We start from the raw sequence: 20,038 nt of genomic DNA on the forward strand, positions 1-20,038 counted from the left end.
TGACCTGGACCTTCTGACGGTGAAGCTTGTTAGAGCTTCACCCTGATCCTGGTTAATCTTTCGCCACCATCATCTTCACACCGCCGTTGCTTGTCCGCGCGCACACGCGCCGCTCCCGGCTCAGGCGGGCTTCAGTCCCCGCTCGCCGTCCTCGACGACGAAGGCGGCCAGGTTGCGGATCGGCGACTGCGGAACGAGTGCGCTCTCGACCGCCCGGAAGCGGACGGCGCAGGTCTCCCGCGTCAGATCGACGAGGCCGTAGCCCCTCACCTCGCCGTCGCCGAACTTCAGATGCGGGTTGGCGCTCTGGAGCAGCGCCATGGCGGCGTTGCTGCGCCCGAGCGAGCTGATCGAGCCGCCGACGAACTCGCTGGCGATGACCGGGCCCTCGGGATCGAGCTTCAGATCGCCGGCCACGAAGGTGTGGATGTCGCCGCCCAGCACCACCGGATTTGAGACCTGCGCACGCCGCCACTGTTCGAGGATCCGGTTTCGCGTCGCCGGATAGCCGTCCCAGCCGTCATTGCTCCACAAAGGGCCCGGAATGACCCCCTCGCCCATCAGGGTCTGCTGGGCGAGCAGGTTCCAATGGCCTTGGGTGCTGGCCAGCCGCTCCATGAGCCAGGCTTCCTGTTCCGGCCCCAGCAGGCTGCGTGTCGGATCGCGGCGCTCGTCGCAGTCGGGGATCAGCTTGCCGTTCGCCTGCGCCTGACAGGTCCGATGGGGGCGATGCTGGCGGTCATCCAAGAGCTGGATCTCGGCCAGACGACCCCAGGTCAGGGCGCGATAGAGCTGCATCTGCGGGCCCACCGGCAAGGCGGCGCGGCGCAGCGGCATGTGTTCGTAATAGGCTTGGTAGGCGGCCGCCCGCCGGCGCAGGAAGAGCGCCGGGTCGACGTCGTCCTGGGACTGGTCGCCGCCGTAGTCGTTCTCCACCTCGTGGTCGTCCCAGATGACCATCCACGGCGCGGCGGCGTGGGCCGCCTGGAGCTGCGGGTCGGACTTGTAGGCGCCGTAGCGCACGCGATAGCCGGCCAGGTCCATCGGCTCCGGCCCCGGATGGCGCCGGACGCCCTTGTCGGTCGCATCGCCCTCGTAGATGTAGTCGCCCAGGAAGAGCACCAGGTCCGGCGCGTCGGCGACCATGTGCGCATAGGCCGGATAGTAGCCCGCCTCGTACTTCTGGCAGGAGCCGTAGGCGATGCGCAGGCGGGCGACATCGGCGCCGGCCAGCGGCGCGGTGCGGGTGCGCCCGGTGGGGCTGGCATGGCCGCCGGCGTAGAAGCGGTAGAAGTAGACGCGGTCGGGTCTTAAGCCCGAAACCTCGACATGGACAGAGTGGCCGGCCTCGGCGACGGCCAGCGTCTGGCCGCGGGCGGCCACCCGCGTCAGGGCCTCATCCTCGGCGATCACCCAGTCGACGGCCGCCGGCGCCGGCGCCATGCCGCCGTCCGGCGAGAGCGGACGCGGCGCGAGCCGCGTCCAGAGCACCACCCCGTCGGCGGTGGGATCGCCCGAGGCGACGCCCAGCTGGAAGGGATCCTCGCCCAGCCGCGCCTGCGCCAGCGCCGGGGTCCAAGCCTGCGGGACGAGCGCCCCGCCGGCGATGGCCGCGGCCTGGAGCAGCAGGCGGCGGCGGGCGAGCGGTCCTACCATTGCGCCGAAACCCCCAGATAGTAGGTGCGCCCGTAGCGCTCGTAGTTGGTGAGCCAGTCCTCGCGCCCACCCTGGTACTCGCGCAGCACCTCGTCATTCAGATTCTGCGCTTCGAAGGTCAGCGAGATCTTGTCGGTGAGCGCATAGCTGACCTTGGCGTCCAGACGGCGGTAGTCGTCGTCGAAGGTGTCGGTCTCATCGCTCGAGCCCAGCCCCTGCACCGCCTTGCCGGTGTGGTGGTAGGAGAGCGCCGCCTCCAGCGGGCCGCCCTGGTAGAAGAGCTGGGCGCCGTAGAGCAGGTCCGACTGGGCGGGGAACGGAACCTCGCCGCGGCCCGGCACGGTCAGGCTGGAGTCGGTCACCGTCACATTGCCCGAGACGCCGAACCCGGACCAGACGCCGGGCAGGAACACGAACTGCTGCTGATAGGCCAGCTCCAGCCCCTTGATCTCGCCCTCCTCGGCGTTGCGCGGCTGCGCGTATTCGAGCCGTTCGAAGTAGCGGCCATCGAGGGTCACGCCCGTGAGCGTCTCGGAGAAGGTGAAGATCGGGTCGTCGATCTTCTTGTAGAAGGCGCCCAGCGAAACGAGGCCGCCCGGCGCGAAGTACCATTCGGCCGAGAGGTCGAAGTTCTCCGACAGGAAGGGCTTCAGATCGACATTGCCCTCCTCGAGCGCGCCGTCGAAGCGGCCCGGGGAGAGTTCCAGGAACTCCAGCTCGCCGCCCGGCCGCATCTGCGGGTACTGCGGGCGGCCGAGCGTGTGGGTGTAGGCCGTGCGGATCACGACGTCGTCGGCCGGCCGGAACTGCAGGTGCAGGTTGGGCAGGAAGTTGGTGTAGTCGCCCGAGCGCGACACCGGGGTCACCACGCCGTCCGCCAGGCGGAAGCCCGCGACGTCGGTCTCGGTGTGCTCGATGCGCCAGCCGCCGATCACGCGCACGAGGCCGAAATCGACATTGGCCATGGCGTAGCCGGCCAGGACCCGCTCGGTCAGGTCGTAGTCGCTGAGCACGTCGTTGGCCAGGCTGTCGCCGAGGTTGGCCACCATCAGCGGACCGCCGAGATTGGCGTCGGTGAAGGCGTTCATCGCATCGGCGTCGATGGTGAAGCGGTTCAGGTAGGTGTAGTCGCCGAGGTCGACCTCCATCGGCGGGCCCTGCAGCCCATGGTCGGCCAGGGTGAAGCGGTTGGCCGAGGCGCCGCGCGTCCAGACATTGGTGCGCCCGTCGAAGGACTTGTCGGTCTCGCGCAGCTTCATGCCGAACTTGAAGAAGCTGTCTTGGCCGACGTCGATGTCGCGGCGGATGTTGAAGCGGGCGGACTTGTTGGTTTCCTCGCCGGACTCGTCCTGGGCCGTGTACTGGCGGAAGCCCAGCGCCGACGCCTGCGCATTGCGCGGTTCGGCGGTGTAGAGCAGCGGCCCCATGTCGAAGTCGACGGTGAAGCTGCCGCCGCGGAACTGCCAGGCCTGGTTGGGTTCGACGAGTTCGTTGTAGCCGTAGGAGAGGTCGTAATCGAAGGCCCACGGCCCGCGTTCGTGGACACCGCCGACCGAGTAGGTGGAGATCGACTTCTCCTTGTATTCCAGCCGCAGATCCTGACGGGACTCCACGCCGGTCGCCACGCCGGTCTCGCCGTCGGCGTTCAGCGTCAGCCGGGTGAGGTTGGAGGCGAAATCCAGCCGCCAGCGCTGGCGGTACTCGTCCTCGGTGAAGCGGGAATAGAGGCCCCGGGCGTAGAACTGGTCGACGTCGTTGGGGCGGAACTCCAGGGCGCCGCTGGCCCCGATCCGCTCGCGCTTGAGATTGTAGTTGGTGAACTTGATGTTGGTCGGCAGGCCGCCGCGGGCGACGCCGGGCACGCTGCGCCAGTCGTCCGGATAGAGGCCGTCGGTGCGATAATCGCGATAGGCGTAGCTGGCCCCGAGCAGAAGGCCGAAGCGGCCGTCGCCGAAGATGCCGCCCGCCGCCAGGTCGGCCTCGACGGGGCTCTTCTCGTTGAAGTCCTGATAGCCGACCTGGGCGCCGGCGCGGGCGAAGACGTTCTGGCGATAGTCGAAGGGCGACTGGGTGACGAGATTGATCGTGCCGCCGATCCCCTGGGCGTCCATGTCGGGCGTCACCGCCTTGACCACTTCCAGACGCCCGAGAAGCTGGCTGTTGACCACGTCCAGCGGCAGGGCGCGGCTGTCGCCGTCCGGGTTGCCGACCTCGACCCCGTTCAGGGTCACATTGTTGAGCTGAGCCGGCGTGCCGCGCACTGAGACGTAGCGGCCCTCGCCCTGGTCGTAGGCGACGCCCACGCCCGGAAGGCGCTCCAGGTTTTCCGCGACATTCTTGTCGGACAGCCGGCCCAGTTCGTCGGCCGAGATCACGTCGGCGACGGCGAGCGCCTCGCGCTTGACCTCGATGGCCCGCTGCTGGGAGAGCCGCTGGCCGGTCACGACCAGTTCGGCGACCGCGCCGTCGTCCTGGGCGAAGGCCGCCCCGGACCAGGACACGGCGATGAGAAGCGCAAGCCGGCTGGCCGCACGTTTGTCGATGCGCATGGAGACCCCCAAGATTTGTTGCGGGGGTGCTTAGTGACCGTTCATGGCAGGTGCGCTTCGGTTTGGTGACGCCCCCGCGACGGCGCTTCGACTTGTCGGGTCACAGGGCGCAATCGAGACGTCACATCGGTCTCAGCTCTCGGGCGTAACGCTTCCAGTTCTCGACATAGTGGTGCGCCGAGGCCGTCAACACACGGGCCTGGTCGGCGCTGACCTCGCGCACCACCTTGCCCGGCGCGCCCATGACCAGCGAATTGTCCGGGATCTCCTTGCCCTCGGTGATCAGGCAGTTGGCGCCGATCAGGCAGTTCTTCCCGATCTTCGCTCCGTTGAGGATGATCGAGCCGATGCCGATCAAGCTGTTGTCGCCGATGGTGCAGCCATGGAGCATGACCATGTGGCCGACGGTGACGTCGCGGCCGATGGTGAGCGGCCAGCCGGTGTCGGTGTGCAGGACCGAGCCGTCCTGGACGTTGGAGTTCTCGCCGATGGTGATGGGATCGTTGTCGCCGCGAAGCGTGGCGCCGAACCAGACCGATGCGTTCTTCTTGAGAATCACACGCCCCATGACCGCGGCGGTGGGCGCAATCCAGTATTCATCGTCTCCGGGCAGTTCCGGCGCCACATCGCCCAAGTTATAGACACTCATCCGTACACCCCATTCTTGATCAAAACGTCGCACTTAACCGCCCGTTAAACACGCTAGCATCATATTAGCGGTGCGATTCGAACCGAGCATAGACTCGGCGCGTTTCCCTCGCCGGCCCGGTTTCCGGTCCGTAGCTTTGCGTTGGACGGCGTGCATGGCGCTGCGACTGCGGCTTTTGCGGGTTCCTCCCGCACCGGACGGCCCCGCGCCGTCGCCGGGACGCGCCTACATTCGTCCCTTTCATCTTCTGCCGATCCCGAAGGGCGGTCCGTTGCGGACTCGCCCTTTTTTCATGGCCCCATGGAGGCTTTCATGACCAAGCGAGCCCTGAAGCGACAGCTGCGCGAAGGCGCCTTCGACGCCGAGCAATTCGACGACTCGAAAATCCGCCGGCTGCCCGTGGATCGCGGCTGGTCGCCGCTGGGCGGCGCCGATGAAGGGCGCGAGCAGGGCTATCTGAAAACCATCAAGGCCAAGTCCCCGGGCCAGGAAGAGCTGATCAAGGCCATCGACGCGAAGAACCTCGTGCTCGCGCTTGGTCCCGCCGGTACGGGCAAGACCTATCTCGCCATCGCCAAGGCGGTGGAGGCGCTGGAAGCCGGCCGCGTGGGTCGCATCGTCCTTTCGCGTCCGGCCGTCGAAGCCGGCGAGTCCCTCGGCTTCCTGCCGGGCGAGATGGAGGACAAGCTCGCCCCCTATCTGCGGCCGCTCTACGACGCGCTGTCGGACCGCCTCTCGATGAAGCGCGTCCGCGCGCTGATGGCCGAAGGCGCCATCGAGATCGCGCCGGTGGGCTTCATGCGCGGCCGCACGCTGAACAACGCCTTCGTGGTGATCGACGAGGCGCAGAACTGCACCTACGTGCAGCTGAAGATGCTGCTGACCCGCCTGGGCTGGCACTCCACCATGGTGGTCACCGGCGACCCGGCCCAGTCCGACCTGCTGCCCGAACTCTCGGGCCTGGGCCCGGTGGCCGAAAAGCTCGACGAGGTCGGCAATGTCGCGGTCGTCCGCCTGAAGGACCGCGATATCGTCCGCCACCCGCTGGTCGCCGAGATGCTCGGCGTCCTCTAGGCCCGTGTTCGCGCCCGGGCGGTCAGCCCCGCCCGGGACCCTCCCCTCCCGCCATGGCGGTGAAGCCCGCCTTCAGGAAGGTTTGAGCGGCGTCACGCGTGGCCTCCGGCGGCCGGCCGACGAGTTCGGCCAGGGAACGGCCGATCAGGCCGACGCCCATGGCCAGGGATACGGCGACGAGAACCAGGTCGGTCGCCGAACGCGCCTCGATTCCGCGCTGCGCCATCGGGCCTGAGATCACCTCCTCGACCGCCGAGCGCACCACGGTGAGCCGTCGCGCCTCGCCGGTCAGTTCCAGCCAGGCGGCCAGGCGTGCGCCGCGCGGCGATTCGAAGGTGTCGAAGAGGACCTGCCCGACGCTCTCCAGCTGCAACTGGGGATCGTCGGGCCGCTCGGCCTCCAGGATCTGGGCGACCAGCTGACGGATCATCGCCTCGGCGAGCGCGGCCTGCACGCCATCGATCGAGCCGAAATGGTGGAGCACCGTAGCGTGCGAGACGCCGGCCGCCTTGGCCACGTCCACCAGCTTCAGCGCCTGCGGCCCCCGATCGATCAGCAGACCCTCGGCGGCGCTGAGGATGTTCGCGCGGGCGGCCTCGGGCGATCGGCGGACACGGCGGGCGGGCTCTATTGACATTTTTGTAGATAGCACCAGATTCCAGGGACAGGACACCTCGCGGAGCCGGACTCCGCGCGCCAAGGGACCACGTCATGACCGCCAAGACCACGCCTGCCGATGTCGAGGTGACGCCCCGCGACATCCGTTTCGACGCCACGCCTCCGGCTTCCGGCCATTGGCTGGACGGCGACCCGGTGGCGACAGCGGTTTTCAACGCCCTGTCGCTGACCTTTCCCGACGGCGAGCGGATGTTCATGGACGCGGTGCGGCACTACCGGGACAAGGTCTCGGGCAAGCTGGCCGAAGACGTCCGCGGCTTCATCGCCCAGGAGGCGATCCACTCGCGCGAGCACCATAGCCTGAACCAGCTGATCGACCGGGACCGCTATCCCGCGGCCGAGATCGAAGCGCAGGTGCGCGAGCGGGTGGCCTTCAGCCGTTCGCGCGGCCCCATGGCCATGCTGATCTCCACGATCGCGCTGGAGCATTTCACCGCCATGATGGCCGAAACCCATATCCGGCATCGCGACGAGCTCTTCCTCAAGACCGACCCGGCCATCGAGCGCCTCTGGCGCTGGCATGCCCTGGAGGAGACCGAACACAAGGCGGTGGCCTACGACGTCTTCATGGCGGCCACCAAGGACTGGTCGCCCTTCCTGCGCTACCGCCGGCGGTGCATGGCGATGATCTTCATCACGCTCATGTTCACCCGCAACATCACCCGCTACGCCGCGCGCCTGCTGGAGGCCGACGGCTACGCGCCCGAGGCGGCGCTGAAGGCGGTCAAGCGCTTCGTCTGGGGCGATCCTGGCATCTTCCGCCGCGGCTGGAAGACCTACTTCGCCTGGTACCGCCCGGGCTTCCATCCCTGGGATCAGAAGGAGACGGGTCCGACTCTTGCGGCCTGGCGGGCGGAGTTCGACGCCGCCGCCCTCAAGGCGGCCTGAGCGGGCGCAGGGTCGCACGGAGGAATCCTTTTCGGGCGAGCGGCGTTCAAAGCCCAGGAGGTGCCCATGGCCCAAGCCGAACCGCCCCGTCGCTTCAGCGTCCACGCCGACCGAGGCCCCGCGCCCTGCGTCCGGATCGTCGAGGAAGCCAGCTTTGAAGCCGCCGCGCTGGCCTATCTCGAAGACTTCCACCCGCCGGCGGACGCCGAAGGCGATGTCAGCCTGATCATCCGCGATCTCGGAAACGGCGGGGAATGCTGCCTGCGGGTGGACCTGCACAGCGGCCAGACCGAACCTTGCGAGTAGGACGGGGCGGCGCGATCAGACCCGCTCGGTCCCGCCAGCCTTGCGATAGGCGTCCCGCGCCTTGGCCACCCTGGCCGCGGCGGCCTTGTGGGCGGCGACATAGGCGGTCTGCGCCGCCGACCTGCGCGCCTCAAGCGCCTCGGCTTCGCGCCGTAAGGCCGCCTCCTCCTGCTTGCGCGCTTCGTTGAGCGCTTCCAGGGCGGCCTCCGCGGCGTCGAGCCGGGAGCGGTCGGCCGGCGGCGGCGGCCTCTTGGCCGCCCTGGTCTTCGCGCCGGGCTTCGCACGCGGCCGCTTGGGCGCTGCGGGAAGGCTGGGAAGGCCTTGCGGATCGATCGCGTAGGGATCGTCCGATCCCACCGCCCGCCGCAGCGGAATCCCGGGGTGCTCGACGGCGGCGGCGGCGGCGGCCTCGTCCTCGGTCAGCCGGGCCTCACCGGTCTCGAACAGGTTCTGCTTCAGCCCCCAGGCCCGCAGCGCCGCCGCCTGGCTCGGCGCGGCGACCACGGTGTCGTAGAAGCCGAGCCGCGTCTGGAACACTTTGAGCCTGCGCGCCATCAGCCGGACCCCTCCGGCGCCAGCAGATGCAGCGTCTTGGCGTCCGGCCGGCCGCCGCACCACCGCGCGAGGGCCGCACGGTAAGGCCCGCTCGGCGCGGCGCTCGCAATCAGGGTCATGGACGAGCAGAACTTCAGGTCGTCCGGCGCCCCGAAGAGGGCGTGCAGCGAGGGTGCGCCACAGGCTTGCACCGCGGCCACGGCGGCCTCCAGCCTCGGGCCCAGGACCGGGTGAGCGAGATAGGCGCGCGCCTCGTCGAGCGAGCCGAGGCCGTAGTAGGCGGCGGTGGAGGAGGCGCCCAGTCCTCTGAGCTGGGGAAAGATGAACCACATCCAGTGGCTCCGCTTTCGCCCGGCGCGGATCTCCTCAAGGGCGGCCTCGAAGGCGCCGGCCTGGGCGGCGACGAAGCGCTCCAGATCATAGGGGTCATCGGTCATGTCGGCGCGGCCGCACGGCTCATCCTCCCTCGCCCGCCCCGCGCGCAGCGCCCCGACGCGCCGGCCGGGCGTGGCGGCAGCCTAACGCGCCGCCGCCGCCACGCGCTCCACAGCGGCCACGATCGCCGCATTGTGCGCGTGGGAAAGGATCGTCGCATGCCCCGCCTCGCGCACGGCGGCGTAGGCGCCGGCCTCGGAGGCGCGGGCCGGCGCGGCCTGCGCCTGCGCCCACACCCCGGCGCCGTTCTCCGGGGCGGGACCGGCGGTGACCACGGCCACCGGCAGACTGGGCGGCAGGCCGCCTGCGGCGCGCGCATGGGCTGCGCCGTCCAGCCAGTGAACCGCCTCGTCGGCGGCGTTGCGCGCGTGGCGGCCAGACACGAACATGGCCTGCTTTTCCCGCACGGCCCCCGCGTCGGCCAGACCGATCCGATCGCCCAGGAAGAACAGCGGCTTGGCCAGGCCGACGGAGTTGGCCCCCGCCACCGCCTGGGAGAGCCGGCCGAAGACGCGCACGAAGCGGGCCACCAGCGGAATCTCCACCGCTTCTGGCGTCGTCGCATCGACGAGGACGAGGCCGGCGACGCGATCGGGATGCTGGGTCGCCAGCAGGCGGACGTGCTGTCCGCCCATGGAGTGGCCCAGAAGGATGACGGGGCCCGTCACGCCGGCGGCGTCCATCAGCCGGACGGCGTCATCGACCACGGCCTGGCTGTCGCGCGGGCGCGGTCCGGGATCGGAGTAGCCGAGGCCGGCGCGGTCATAGGCGCAGACACGCAGGCCGCGCGCGGCGAGCGCGGCCTGCAGGTCGCCGAAGTCGGCGGAGAAGCCGAACGCGCCCGCCTCCAGCCAGACCGTCGGCCGCTCGCTCTTGGCCGGACCGGCGCAGACCAGGCGCATCTTCCGCCCGCCGACCTCGATCCGCTCGCCGCGGACGGTTCGCGGCGCGAACAGGCCCTCGATGAGCAGGCCGGCGCCCAGCCAGAGCGCCAGGCCGAACGCCAGGGCGGCCAAGAAGGTCTTCAACATGAGCGGGCGTGTCCGATGCCGATCGCAAGCTGCGAGCGACTTCCTTAAGGCCTCGCCTCAACCTGCGAAAGCGACGTGTCCGGACGTCTCGCTTGCGGCCGGCCGTCCGCTGAGCGCGGCGGCGACCGTTTCCAGGAAGGCCTCTGGCTGGATGGGCTTGGAGACGAAGCCGTCCATGCCGGCCTCGGCGCAAGCGTCCCGGTCCGACTGCATCGCATTGGCGGTCATGGCGACGATCGGCGCCGCGCCGGCCGGCCCGGGCAGCCGGCGGATTCGCCGCGTCGCCTCCAGCCCGTCCATGACCGGCATCTGCATGTCCATGAGGATGAGGTCGTAGGCGCCGCGGCTCGCCGCCTCCACGGCCAGGGCGCCGTTGACCACGCAGTCGACGCTGAAGCCCACCTCTTCCAGCAGGGTTCGGGTGAGCAGGGTGTTCACCTCATTGTCCTCGGCGAGCAGGATCTTCGCCTCCGGCCGCTCCGTTTCGCCCGCGGCCGGATCGGCGGCGACGGGCTCGGCCGCGTCCGTCCCCGACTGAGCGCGCGCGGCGACCAGGCGGCCGAGCGTCTCGATCAGCAGGTGCTGTCTCACCGGCTTGGTGAGGAAGGCGTCGAGCGCCGGCCAGTTGGCCAGTTCGGCGCGGCTCGGCGCGCCCATGGACGAGGCCATGACGATGAGCGGCTGGCGCAGGGTTCGGGCGGCGCGGATCTGACGCGCGACCTCGTCGCCGGCCATGGCGGGCATCATGTGATCGAGCAGGACGAGATCGAAGGCGGCCTCGGGCGCCTCGGCCTCGCGCAGCCGCCGCAGGGCCTCCGGGCCGGACGCGGCTTCGGCGACGATCGCCCCTTCGGCCTCGAGCTGACGCCGGAAGATGTCGCGATTGAGGGCGATGTCATCGACCACGAGGACGCGCGCGCCTCGCAGCTGGTCGGGCCGGGACGGCGCCGCCGCCGGCGCCTGGACCGCGCGCGGCAGGTCCAGTTCGAACCAGAAGACGCAGCCGCCGCCGTCGCGGTCCTTGACGCCGATCCGCCCCCCCATCAGTTCCACCAGCTGGCGGCAGATGGACAGGCCAAGGCCGGTGCCCCCATAGCGGCGCGTGATCGATCCGTCGGCCTGATGGAACTTCTGGAAGAGGCCGAGCTTGGCCTCTGGCGTCAGGCCCGGACCGGTGTCGGAGACTTCGACCCGCAGCCGCGCTGCGCCGGTCGGGCGCGGCTGGGACTTCACCTCCACGGCGACGAAGCCCCGCTCGGTGAACTTCACGGCGTTGGACACCAGGTTGAGCAGCACCTGGCGCAGCCGCGTGGGGTCGCCGGTGAAGGCGCCCTGGGCGCCGTCGTCGAGATAGCAGGCGATCTCCAGGTGCTTCTCGGCGGCCTTGGGCGCCAGCAGCTCGGCGACGTCCTCCACCAGGTTCGTCAGGTCGAAATCGATGGCCTCGAGATCGACCTTGCCCGCCTCCAGCTTCGAGACGTCCAGGATGTCGTTGATGATGGCGAGCAGGCTTTCGGCCGAGGTCTTCACCGTCTCGGCGTACTGGCGTTGCTCGGCGCTCAGGGGCCCGCGCAGCAGCAGAGCGTTCATGCCGATCACGCCGTTCATCGGCGTACGGATCTCGTGGCTCATATTGGCCAGGAATTCGCTCTTGGCGCGGTTCGCCGCCTCGGCCGCGTCGCGGGCCTTGGCCATCTCGACCTCGGCCAGCTTCCGGCCGGTGATGTTCTGGAGCGCGCCGATCAGGCGGCGGGGCTTGCCGCGCTCGTCGAGGATGAGCTCGGAGGAGGAAAAGGCCCAGATGACCTTCCCGTCCGTGCGGTTGATCCGGTACTCGACGCGATAGGGCTTGCCCGTCTTCAGGTGGTCTTCCCAGGCGGCCATGGCGGCGGGACGGTCGGCCGGATGGATGCTGCCCCAGACGTCAGCATAGAGGTCCTCGAACGTCAGGGCGCGTTCGAAGAAGGTGTCCTCCGCGCCGACCTTGAGCAGCTCGCGGGCGCGATAGTCGACCTCGTAGACGTGGATGTCGGCCAGTTCGGCGGCGAACCGCATCCGCTGCTCGGAACGCTGTGCGCGGTCGAGCGCTTCGACAAGGTCCGAAATGTCCTGCGAGAGAAAGAGGAGTCCGCCGATTTGTCCGTCGGGATCTCGCCAGGGCGTCACCTCGGCCCGCAGCCAGATGCGGCGGCCGTCGCCTGCCTGCAGTTGCACCTGATCGACCTGGATCGGCTCACCCGCGAGACAGGCGGCGATCCTGCCGCTCCAGCGCTCGGTCACCTCCGGCAGGAGGTCGCCCAGCCGCGCGCCCAGGACGTCCTGGCCGGTCAGGCCCAGTTCGGCGCTCCAGCGCGGGCTGGCGTGCAGAATCCGAAGATCGCGGTCGGTGACCGCCAGCGCCACCGGCGCAGAGGCCATGAGATTGAAGAGAAGCTGCTCGGCGGCGTCGGCCTCGGCGCGGTCCCAGGCCTGGGCGCGTGCGGCGATCAGGCGCTCGGCCGTGCTGGCCACCCCCTCGGCGAGATCCTCCAGTATGGCGGCCAGAGCCTCGTCGGGCAGGCGTGGCTCGCGGCCGAAGACGGTGAGCCGCCCCCGCTGCCGCGCCTGGGCGAACGGCATGGGCGCACTGGCGCAGAAGGCCATCTCGGCGACCCCCAGGTCCGCATTCCGTTCTTTCGAATTCCACCAAACCCCTTGCTGGAAAAGGGATTCCGGCCCCGCGTCATGAACCAGCTCAAGAACGCCGTCGAGGCCGCATTTGAAGGCGTCGTCGCCATCATGGAGGACGATTTCGACCTGATCGGCGGCAAAATGAGCCCGCGCGGCCTGCGCCATGCGACGAAGGGTCGGCCGCAGGGCGTCAGCGTCGAACCGCGGCCCTACGCCGCCTCCCCAGAGCTGAACGGTGCCGAACATTCGAAACTCAACAAAATGGGTAATACGGTCAGGTTCGGCCCCCGGTAGTTAACGACCCGTCAAACGTCCCTTGGATGTGTCGACCTCGGCGCCGCCCCGGTTCGTCCGGCTCGCGGAGAAGGGGATGACCTCCGCGCCATATGCCGCCATGAGTAGAGAATGACTGTTCAATCGTCCGAGGCTTCGGATACGCCGCCCCCCCGCGCCGGCGCGGGTCAGGCCGCGGCGTCCGCACGAAGCTGGGCCCCGGAAATGGAGGACCGCTACCGGCTCCTGATCGAGTCGATCACCGACTATGCGATCTACATGCTCGACGTCGACGGCGTCGTGGCGAGCTGGAATCCCGGCGCTGAGCGGTTCAAGGGCTACGCGGCCGCCGAGATTCTCGGCCAACACTTCTCTCGCTTCTACACCCCGGAGGATCGGGCCGCGGGCCTGCCCGAACGGGCCCTGCGGACGGCGGCTCAGGCGGGCCGATTCGAGGCCGAGGGCTGGCGTCAGCGCAAGGACGGCGCCCTCTTCTGGGCGCACGTGGTCATGGACGCCATCTACGCGCCCGACGGCGCCCTGCTCGGCTTCGCCAAGATCACGCGCGACCTGAGCGAGCGGCGAGAGGCCGCCGCCGCCCTGGCGCAGAGCGAGCAGCAGTTTCGGCTGCTGGTCCAGAGCGTGACCGACTACGCCATCTTCATGCTCGACCCCGACGGACGGGTGATGAGCTGGAACCCGGGCGCGGAACGCATCAAGGGCTATGCGCCCGACGAGATCATCGGCGAGCACTTCTCCCGCTTCTATCCGCCCGAAGACCAGACGGCCGGCGTGCCCGCCGCGGGCCTGGCCATCGCAGCCGCCGAGGGGCGATGGGAGCATGAAGGCTGGCGCATCCGCAGGGACGGCGAGCGGTTCTGGGCCCATGTGGTCATCGACGCCGTCCGCGACGAGGCCGGCGAGCTGATCGGTTTCGCCAAGGTGACGCGCGACGTCACCGAGCGCATGGAGGCCCAGAAGGCCCTGGACGAGACGCGGGAGGCGCTTTTCCAGGCTCAGAAGATGGAGGCGCTCGGTCAGCTGACCGGCGGCGTGGCGCACGATTTCAACAACCTGCTGATGGCCGTGCTGGGCTCGCTCGAGCTTGTCCGCAAGCGGTTGCCCTATGATCCGGGTGTCACGCCGCTCCTGGAGAACGCCATTCACGGCGCCGAGCGCGGCGCCAACCTCATCCAGCGGATGCTCGCCTTCGCCCGCCGCCAGGAACTGAAGATCGAGGCCGTCGACCTGGCCACAACGGCCGAGGGCATGGTCAGCTTCCTGCGGCGCTCATTGGGTCCGCGGGTGCGCATCGATCTCGACCTTCCCAGGGGCCTGCCGCTCCTGAGGACCGATCCCAACCAGCTTGAGGCGGCGCTGCTCAATCTGTGCGTCAACGCCCGCGACGCCATGGAGGACGGCGGGGTCATCACCATATCGGCGACGGAAGAGACTCTGGCCGCCGGCCGCGGCCTGGCCGAGGGCCGCTATGTGCGGATCCGCGTCTCCGACACCGGGTGCGGCATGGATGAGCCCACCCTGGCCCGCGTGCTGGAACCGTTCTTCACCACCAAGGGCGTTGGTCAGGGCACCGGCCTCGGCCTGCCCATGGTGCACGGCCTGGCCAACCAGTCCGGCGGCAAGCTCGATATTGTGAGCCGGCCCGGCGCCGGCACCGCCGTCGACCTGTGGCTCCCGGCGATGAGCCGCGAGGCGCCTGCGGACATGGATCGGAGCCCGGCGGCGGCGCCCGAGGCGAAGCCCCCCGTCCCGCTGACCATCTTGGCGGTGGACGACGACCGGCTGGTGCTGAACAACACCATCGCGCTGCTGGAGGATCTCGGGCACGAGGTCTTGCAGGCGACCTCCGGCGAGGCCGCGCTCGGCCTGCTGACGGACGATATCGACCTTCTGGTGACCGATCAGCTCATGCCGCAGATGACCGGCGATGAGCTGGCCCGTCGGGCGCGGGCGCGCCAGCCCGACCTGCCGGTCCTGCTCGTCAGCGGCTATGGCGAGCTCTCCGAGGAAGGCGGCCCCCAGCCGCCTCGCCTGGCCAAGCCTTTCACGCAAGCCGAACTCGCCGAGGCGATCGCTGAGCTCACCGGACACAAGCGACAGTGACGGCCTGCGCGCGACCTGGGCGCGCCGCACCCAGGCGCGACGACCTAGGGCAGGTCCTCGGCCAGGATCGCCATTTCGAAGAGGAAGGAGCCGTCCTCGTCCTCGTCCTCGTAGACGACGCCGATGAACTCGTCGGCGATATAGACTTCGGCGGAGTCCTTCTGCTTGGGCCGCGGCACGAGCGTGATCCGCGCGTTGGCGAATGTGCCGCGCAGGTGTCCTTCGATCTTGCGCATGGCGCGTTCGTCCACGGGGAACTCCTTCCAAGTCACCAAGAGAGCCGCGAACCTAGACGCTCGCGGCGCTCGGGGAAACCTGGGCCGGGACGGAAAATCGCCTCAGATGACGTAGTCGTACACAGCTTCGGCCAGGGTGTGGTCCATGCTGCGGGCCGGCTCGTCGCAGGTGGGGCAGTTGACCAGACGTGCGGGCACGCCGGCCGCCGTGCAATGGGCGGGCACGGGCTTGAGCACGACCGAGCCGGACGCGATCTTGGCGTGGTCGCCGATGGTGATGTTGCCCAGCACCTTGGCGCCGGCGCCCAGCAGGACGCCGCGGCCGATCTTCGGATGGCGGTCGCCGCGCTCGGCGCCGGTGCCGCCGAGCGTCACGCCCTGCAGGAGCGAGCAGTCGTCGCCGATCACGGCGGTCTCGCCGATCACGATGCCCGTGCCATGGTCGATGAAGACGCCCGAGCCGATGCGGGTGGCGGGGTGGATGTCGACCTGGAACACTTCCGACATCTTGCTCTGAAGATAGAAGGCGAGCGTGTCGCGCCCCTGCCCCCAGAGCCAATGGGCGATGCGCTGGGTCTGCAGCGCCAGGAAGCCCTTGAAGAAGAGGAAGGGCTGGACGTAGCCCTTGCAGGCCGGATCGCGTTCGAAGACGGCCTTTAGGTCGGCCTCGGCGATGTCGACCAGTTCGGGCGCGGCGTCGTAGGCCTGCTCGGCGATGTCGCGCAGGCTCATGGCCCGCAGCTCCTGATCGCCCAGCTTGCGGGCCAGCTGGTAGGAGAGCGCATCGCCCAGGGTGTGATGGCTGAGGATCACCGCGTTCAGCAGCGAAGCGAGCGCCGCCTCGTCGCGGGCGGCCCGCTCGGCCTCGTTGCGCAGCGCCGGCCAGACCGGCGGCGCATGCCCCGGCTCGATGATCTCCAGGCGCTTGGTCTCTTCCCGGCCCATGGCTCTCTCCCTAGCTCAGCATCCGGCGGGCGAGATCCGCCGGCAAGGCCCCTTCACGAGCCATATGGTAGACGCGCAGCAGCATCGCCACCGTGAGCATATCTAGAATATGTCCGGCAAGGGCGGCGTTCAGCGCCTCGGCGAAGGGCGCGCGCACCACGGCCAGGTCCTCGGTCTCGTCCGGATCGGTCGCGACGGGGGTCAGGTCCATGGCCAGAAAGCCCACGGCGCGCTCGTCGGTGACCGAGTTGGAGAGCTGCGCCGTCAGCACCTGACGCCAGGTGGCCGCGGCCAGGCCCACCTCCTCGCGCAGCTCACGCTTGGCCCCGTCGAGGGGATCTTCGCCCAGGGGCCCGCCCCCTTCGGGGATCTCCCAGCTGTAGTCACGGTGGGGAAAGCGGTTCTGGCCCACCAGGGTGATGGTTCCGTCCTCGTGCAGCGGCAGGACGGCGAGGGCGAGGTTCTGGAACTTCACCACGCCATACACCGCCTTGCGCCCGGTGGGCGCGACGGCGTCGTACTCATCCAGGGCGATCCACGGGTTGGCGTAGAGGCGGCGCGGCGCGCCCGCCGCCCAGGGCGAACCATGGGGCTGGAGCCAGGAGGGTTTTTGCGACATATTCTCAACTGGAACCGAGTTGGCGCCCACCCATCTTGAACGTGAGTCGCCTGCCCAGAGTTTTCGAAAAGGACCGTCTTGGCCATCTCCCTCCCCGATCCCGCCCCGCTGGGCGCGCCGCTTCCCCTTTCCGCCCGTCCCGAGGTGCTGGAGTTCCTGGCCACGCGCCGCTCGGCGACCGCCCTGACCCTGGCCGCGCCCGGTCCCGAAGAGGCCGAGCTCGACATCCTGCTTCGCCTGGCCGCGCGGGTCCCCGACCACGGCAAGCTGACCCCCTGGCGGATGATCGTGCTCTCGCCCTCGGCCAAGACCGAATTCGCCGCGCGGCTCGAAGCCCTGGCGCAAGGCCGCGGCGACGCCAAGGCCGTGACCAAGCTGGGCAAGCTGAAGGCGCCGCCCATGGGCGTGGCGGTGATTTCGCGGCCGCAGCTGGGCGACATTCCCGAATGGGAGCAGCTGATGTCGGCCGGGGCGGTCTGCGCCAACCTGCTCTATGCGGCCACCGCCATGGGCTATGGCGCCAACTGGATCACCGACTGGTACGCCTATGACCCGGGCGCGATGCGGATCCTGGGCCTGGAGGCCGGCGAGCGGGTTGCGGGTTTCATCTTCATCGGCACGGCCAAGGAGCCGCCGCTCGAGCGGGACCGGCCCGACTGGCGGCGCCTCGTCACCGCCTGGACGGCCTGATCGGCCAAGGCGCGCCGGCCGCGCCAGCCCAGAAACGCAAAGACCGGACGGCGCCGATCGGCGCCGCCCGGCCCAAGGTGACACGCCCGAGGAGAGTTGGGCCTAACCCATATAGCGTATTATCCGACGCCTCGCCAGAGATGGGCCGCTTTGTCGCGGCGGCGGCGAGACCAGCCCAATCTGGGCGCCCCGAATTTCAAGGCTAAGCTTGCCGTTAAGCTGTCGCTGAACTTGCGGCGGAAGCCTCGACAACTTGTCCGACGGTTCGCCCGTCATGCCGCCGCGCAGCGGAAGGCGACGGGCGCAGCCCCTCAACCGCGGCCGCGATAGGCGGCCACGCCTTGATCGGGAATCCAAAGCCCCTGCGGCGGCGGCCCGGACTGCCAGAAGACGTCGATGGGAATGCCCCCTCGCGGATACCAGTAGCCGCCGATCCGCAGCCAGTGGGGCTGCGCCACCTCGACGATCTTGCGGCCGATGGCGACGGTGCAGTCTTCGTGGAAGGCGCCGTGATTGCGAAAGGCGCCGAGATAGAGCTTCAGGGACTTCGATTCGATCAGCCAGTCCTTCGGCGCATAGTCGATGACCAGGTGGGCGAAGTCCGGCTGGGCCGTGACCGGGCAGAGCGAGGTGAACTCCGGCGCGGTGAAGCGGGCGAGATAGAGGGTGTCGGCCTGCGGATTGGGCACGCGCTCCAGCACCGCGTCTTCGGGGCTGGCGAAGCCGCGAACCTCGCGACCGAGCTGGGTCAGTTGGGTCTCTTCCATGGGCGGGCTTTAGACCCGGCCCGCGCGCCCTGCAACGTGCGCCCTGCGCCGCACCGGCGCCTTGGGCTCTTTTGGCGCGGCGCGCTTGTGGCTATGCCGGTCGAATGCGCGGCACGTGTCCTAAGAGAGCGCGCGAAAGTGGAGGAGGCCCCGATGAGCGGCAAGGATTTCCAGGACTATGTGGTGGTGGTGACCGGCGCCTCGACGGGGCTTGGCCGGGCGATTGCGGTGGAGACGGCCGCACGCGGCGCGGCCGCCGTTGTGGTCAACTACGCCCGCAGCCGCGAGGAAGCTGAGGAAACCGCTCGGCAGGTGGAGCAGGAAGGCGCGAAGGCGGTGCTCGTCCAGGGCGACGTCGCCGAGGACGCCGACTGCCGAAAGATCGCCGCGGCCGCCGAGCCCTTCGGCCGGGTCGACGCCCTGTTCAACAACGCCGGGATCACCAAGTTCGCGCCCAACCACGCCGATCTGGACGCGGTGGACGCCGAGGACTTCCTCTCGCTCTACCGGGTCAATGTCGTCGGGGCCTATCAGGCCATCCGCGCCTGCCGAAGCCTTCTGGAAGCCGCGCCGCAGCCGGGCGCCGTCGTCAACACCTCCTCCATCGCCGGGGTGATGGGCGTGGGCTCGTCGGTGCCCTACGCGGCGTCCAAGGGGGCGCTGACGACCATGACGCTGTCGCTGGCCCGCGCGCTCGCCCCGAAGATCCGCGTCAACGCCGTCTGCCCCGGCTTCATCGACACGCCCTGGTTCACCAAGGGACTGCCGGAGGACCGCGCCGAACGGATGCGCCAGGGCGCGGCCGCCTCCACGCCGCTGAAGGCCGCCTCCACCGCCGAGGACGTGGCCGGAGCGACCGTCTTCCTCGCCTCGCCTGCGGCGCGCCACATCACCGGCGAGACGCTGCTCGTGGATGCGGGGACTCACCTGGGCTACGCGCCGATGGGGATGCGTTAAGCAATTGTGGCAAAAATGTAACGCGGGTCTGCCATCGTTTTTGGCGCCGCGCATGCTGAATGCTGATTTAACGAACAGCGGCTATGGAGGCGATCGCGAGCGGCGTGCCTGAATTGATCTGCCAGCCTTCACCATGAGGATGAAGACCGTCGGTCGGGCCATGCCGGATCGGGAACTCAAGGGGATAAACGAATGAAAACCATTAAGCTTACGCTTCTCGCCGCTACCGCTTCCATCGCCTTCAGCGGCGCCGCCGCGGCCCAGGAATCGCCCGTCAGCTTCAACTTCGGCGTCGCTTCGGACTATGTGTTCCGCGGCGTCAGCCAGACCGACGAGGGCCCGCAGGTGTTCGGCGGCGTCGACGTTGCGATCGGCGAAATGGGTTATGCCGGCGTCTGGGCCTCGAACGTGGACTTCGGCGACGACACCGACGGCGAAGTGGACGTCTATGTCGGCGTGACGCCGACGGCCGGTCCGGTCTCGCTCGACTTCTCGGCCATCTACTATGGCTATGTGAACGCCCCCGACGGCTCGGACTACAACTACTGGGAGTTCGCCGCGGCCGGCACCATGCCGGCGGGCCCGGCTGAGGTCGGCGCTGCGGTCTACTACTCGCCGGAATTCTTCGGCGGCATCGGCGACGCCTTCTACTACGAAGTCAACGCCGCCGCCCCGCTGACCGACATGCTGAGCCTCAGCGGCGCGGTCGGCCGTCAGGAGTTCGACGGCGGCGGCGACTACACCACCTGGAACGTCGGTCTGGGCGTGGCCTTCAACGAGACCATCGGTCTCGACCTGCGCTGGCACGACACCGATGAAGACACCCTCGGCTCCATCGCCGAAGGCCGTTTCGTTGCGAGCCTGACCGCCGCCTTCTAAGGCGTCGCGCTGCAAAATCGTGCACGCTGAAAGCCGTCGCCGAAAGGCGGCGGCTTT

Annotated in this window: 20 protein-coding genes; 8 read left to right on the plus strand and 12 right to left on the minus strand. The window is 69.2% G+C overall.

The genetic code is table 11. From position 1 onward, the window contains the following. Positions 1-120: 120 nt before the first annotated feature. The 3 genes from H2041_RS13100 to H2041_RS13110 all read right to left on the minus strand — a co-directional run bounded on the left by H2041_RS13100 (position 121) and on the right by H2041_RS13110 (position 4,854). A complete protein-coding gene (locus H2041_RS13100) occupies positions 121-1,656 on the minus strand; it encodes an alkaline phosphatase D family protein (protein WP_293413285.1) in 1,536 nt (511 codons plus the stop codon). Next, positions 1,650-4,205 (minus strand): TonB-dependent receptor, encoded by a 2,556-nt coding sequence (locus H2041_RS13105; protein WP_293413287.1) that lies wholly within the window; start codon positions 4,203-4,205, stop codon positions 1,650-1,652. Before H2041_RS13105 ends, H2041_RS13100 begins: the two co-directional genes overlap by 7 nt. Positions 4,206-4,326: 121 nt before the next feature. Beyond that, a complete protein-coding gene (locus H2041_RS13110) occupies positions 4,327-4,854 on the minus strand; it encodes a gamma carbonic anhydrase family protein (RefSeq protein WP_293413289.1) in 528 nt (175 codons plus the stop codon). Between the two features lie 300 nt (positions 4,855-5,154). On the opposite strand from H2041_RS13110, the gene H2041_RS13115 reads away from it, so the two are divergent. Next, positions 5,155-5,928 carry a PhoH family protein gene (locus H2041_RS13115; protein ID WP_293413290.1) on the plus strand — a complete coding sequence of 258 codons (774 nt, stop codon included), beginning with the start codon at positions 5,155-5,157 and terminating at the stop codon, positions 5,926-5,928. A gap of 22 nt (positions 5,929-5,950) precedes the next feature. Here the strand turns inward: H2041_RS13115 and H2041_RS13120 are convergent, their stop codons facing one another. Then, positions 5,951-6,565: a TetR/AcrR family transcriptional regulator gene (locus H2041_RS13120; protein WP_293413292.1), complete on the minus strand. Its 615-nt coding sequence runs from the start codon at positions 6,563-6,565 to the stop codon at positions 5,951-5,953. Positions 6,566-6,639: 74 nt separating this feature from the next. Between H2041_RS13120 and H2041_RS13125 the strand changes: the two genes are divergently transcribed. Both H2041_RS13125 and H2041_RS13130 read left to right on the plus strand, forming a co-directional pair. Beyond that, positions 6,640-7,494, plus strand: a complete 855-nt coding sequence (locus tag H2041_RS13125) for a metal-dependent hydrolase (protein ID WP_293413293.1) — start codon at positions 6,640-6,642, stop codon at positions 7,492-7,494. Positions 7,495-7,560: 66 nt separating this feature from the next. Then, positions 7,561-7,800, plus strand: coding sequence for a DUF5961 family protein (locus H2041_RS13130; RefSeq protein WP_293413294.1), 240 nt, complete (start codon positions 7,561-7,563; stop codon positions 7,798-7,800). Between the two features lie 15 nt (positions 7,801-7,815). Here the strand turns inward: H2041_RS13130 and H2041_RS13135 are convergent, their stop codons facing one another. The 4 genes from H2041_RS13135 to H2041_RS13150 form a co-directional block, all read right to left on the minus strand. Next, positions 7,816-8,355: a hypothetical protein gene (locus tag H2041_RS13135; protein WP_293413295.1), complete on the minus strand. Its 540-nt coding sequence runs from the start codon at positions 8,353-8,355 to the stop codon at positions 7,816-7,818. Further along, a complete protein-coding gene (locus H2041_RS13140; RefSeq protein WP_293413297.1) occupies positions 8,355-8,792 on the minus strand; it encodes a DUF1810 domain-containing protein in 438 nt (145 codons plus the stop codon). Before H2041_RS13140 ends, H2041_RS13135 begins: the two co-directional genes overlap by 1 nt. Before the next feature lie 81 nt (positions 8,793-8,873). Next, on the minus strand, positions 8,874-9,821 hold the full coding sequence (locus tag H2041_RS13145) for an alpha/beta fold hydrolase (protein ID WP_293413299.1): 948 nt from the start codon (positions 9,819-9,821) through the stop codon (positions 8,874-8,876). Positions 9,822-9,878: 57 nt separating this feature from the next. Next, entirely contained in the window at positions 9,879-12,464 is a 2,586-nt protein-coding gene (locus H2041_RS13150; protein WP_293413301.1) for a response regulator, read from the minus strand. 81 nt (positions 12,465-12,545) lie between these two features. Between H2041_RS13150 and H2041_RS13155 the strand changes: the two genes are divergently transcribed. Together H2041_RS13155 and H2041_RS13160 are read left to right on the plus strand one after the other, a co-directional pair. Continuing rightward, positions 12,546-12,785, plus strand: a complete 240-nt coding sequence (locus H2041_RS13155; RefSeq protein ID WP_293413303.1) for a hypothetical protein — start codon at positions 12,546-12,548, stop codon at positions 12,783-12,785. 111 nt (positions 12,786-12,896) lie between these two features. Beyond that, positions 12,897-14,888, plus strand: a complete 1,992-nt coding sequence (locus tag H2041_RS13160; protein WP_293413305.1) for a PAS domain-containing sensor histidine kinase — start codon at positions 12,897-12,899, stop codon at positions 14,886-14,888. A gap of 44 nt (positions 14,889-14,932) precedes the next feature. Here the strand turns inward: H2041_RS13160 and H2041_RS13165 are convergent, their stop codons facing one another. The 3 genes from H2041_RS13165 to H2041_RS13175 all read right to left on the minus strand — a co-directional run bounded on the left by H2041_RS13165 (position 14,933) and on the right by H2041_RS13175 (position 16,688). Then, the gene (locus tag H2041_RS13165; RefSeq protein ID WP_293413307.1) at positions 14,933-15,139 is read right to left on the minus strand and encodes a DUF3126 family protein; all 207 of its coding nucleotides are present in this window, start codon (positions 15,137-15,139) and stop codon (positions 14,933-14,935) included. An 87-nt stretch (positions 15,140-15,226) separates the two neighbouring features. Next, positions 15,227-16,069, minus strand: coding sequence for a serine O-acetyltransferase (cysE, locus tag H2041_RS13170; RefSeq protein ID WP_293413309.1), 843 nt, complete (start codon positions 16,067-16,069; stop codon positions 15,227-15,229). A gap of 10 nt (positions 16,070-16,079) precedes the next feature. After that, positions 16,080-16,688, minus strand: a complete 609-nt coding sequence (locus H2041_RS13175; RefSeq protein ID WP_293413311.1) for an NUDIX hydrolase — start codon at positions 16,686-16,688, stop codon at positions 16,080-16,082. 78 nt (positions 16,689-16,766) lie between these two features. Between H2041_RS13175 and H2041_RS13180 the strand changes: the two genes are divergently transcribed. After that, positions 16,767-17,378, plus strand: a complete 612-nt coding sequence (locus tag H2041_RS13180) for a nitroreductase (RefSeq protein ID WP_367133779.1) — start codon at positions 16,767-16,769, stop codon at positions 17,376-17,378. A 311-nt stretch (positions 17,379-17,689) separates the two neighbouring features. On the opposite strand, the gene queF is transcribed toward H2041_RS13180, so the two are convergent. Then, on the minus strand, positions 17,690-18,145 hold the full coding sequence (gene queF, locus H2041_RS13185; protein WP_293413313.1) for a preQ(1) synthase: 456 nt from the start codon (positions 18,143-18,145) through the stop codon (positions 17,690-17,692). A gap of 153 nt (positions 18,146-18,298) precedes the next feature. On the opposite strand from queF, the gene H2041_RS13190 reads away from it, so the two are divergent. Together H2041_RS13190 and H2041_RS13195 are read left to right on the plus strand one after the other, a co-directional pair. Next, a complete protein-coding gene (locus H2041_RS13190; protein ID WP_293413315.1) occupies positions 18,299-19,102 on the plus strand; it encodes an SDR family NAD(P)-dependent oxidoreductase in 804 nt (267 codons plus the stop codon). A 192-nt stretch (positions 19,103-19,294) separates the two neighbouring features. Continuing rightward, a complete protein-coding gene (locus H2041_RS13195; protein ID WP_293413317.1) occupies positions 19,295-19,981 on the plus strand; it encodes a TorF family putative porin in 687 nt (228 codons plus the stop codon). Positions 19,982-20,038 lie beyond the last annotated feature (57 nt).

The organism is Phenylobacterium sp. (genome assembly GCF_013911965.1).
In the GTDB taxonomy this organism is placed as follows: domain Bacteria; phylum Pseudomonadota; class Alphaproteobacteria; order Caulobacterales; family Caulobacteraceae; genus Phenylobacterium.

Coding starts and splice junctions, on each gene's coding strand:
- H2041_RS13100 (WP_293413285.1), bottom strand. CDS start 1,656: ATGGTAGGACCGCTCGCCCGCCGCCGCCTGCTGCTCCAGGCCGCGGCC.
- H2041_RS13105 (WP_293413287.1), bottom strand. CDS start 4,205: ATGCGCATCGACAAACGTGCGGCCAGCCGGCTTGCGCTTCTCATCGCC.
- H2041_RS13110 (WP_293413289.1), bottom strand. CDS start 4,854: ATGAGTGTCTATAACTTGGGCGATGTGGCGCCGGAACTGCCCGGAGAC.
- H2041_RS13115 (WP_293413290.1), top strand. CDS start 5,155: ATGGAGGCTTTCATGACCAAGCGAGCCCTGAAGCGACAGCTGCGCGAA.
- H2041_RS13120 (WP_293413292.1), bottom strand. CDS start 6,565: ATGTCAATAGAGCCCGCCCGCCGTGTCCGCCGATCGCCCGAGGCCGCC.
- H2041_RS13125 (WP_293413293.1), top strand. CDS start 6,640: ATGACCGCCAAGACCACGCCTGCCGATGTCGAGGTGACGCCCCGCGAC.
- H2041_RS13130 (WP_293413294.1), top strand. CDS start 7,561: ATGGCCCAAGCCGAACCGCCCCGTCGCTTCAGCGTCCACGCCGACCGA.
- H2041_RS13135 (WP_293413295.1), bottom strand. CDS start 8,355: ATGGCGCGCAGGCTCAAAGTGTTCCAGACGCGGCTCGGCTTCTACGAC.
- H2041_RS13140 (WP_293413297.1), bottom strand. CDS start 8,792: ATGACCGATGACCCCTATGATCTGGAGCGCTTCGTCGCCGCCCAGGCC.
- H2041_RS13145 (WP_293413299.1), bottom strand. CDS start 9,821: ATGTTGAAGACCTTCTTGGCCGCCCTGGCGTTCGGCCTGGCGCTCTGG.
- H2041_RS13150 (WP_293413301.1), bottom strand. CDS start 12,464: ATGGCCTTCTGCGCCAGTGCGCCCATGCCGTTCGCCCAGGCGCGGCAG.
- H2041_RS13155 (WP_293413303.1), top strand. CDS start 12,546: ATGAACCAGCTCAAGAACGCCGTCGAGGCCGCATTTGAAGGCGTCGTC.
- H2041_RS13160 (WP_293413305.1), top strand. CDS start 12,897: ATGACTGTTCAATCGTCCGAGGCTTCGGATACGCCGCCCCCCCGCGCC.
- cysE (WP_293413309.1), bottom strand. CDS start 16,069: ATGGGCCGGGAAGAGACCAAGCGCCTGGAGATCATCGAGCCGGGGCAT.
- H2041_RS13175 (WP_293413311.1), bottom strand. CDS start 16,688: ATGTCGCAAAAACCCTCCTGGCTCCAGCCCCATGGTTCGCCCTGGGCG.
- queF (WP_293413313.1), bottom strand. CDS start 18,145: ATGGAAGAGACCCAACTGACCCAGCTCGGTCGCGAGGTTCGCGGCTTC.
- H2041_RS13190 (WP_293413315.1), top strand. CDS start 18,299: ATGAGCGGCAAGGATTTCCAGGACTATGTGGTGGTGGTGACCGGCGCC.
- H2041_RS13195 (WP_293413317.1), top strand. CDS start 19,295: ATGAAAACCATTAAGCTTACGCTTCTCGCCGCTACCGCTTCCATCGCC.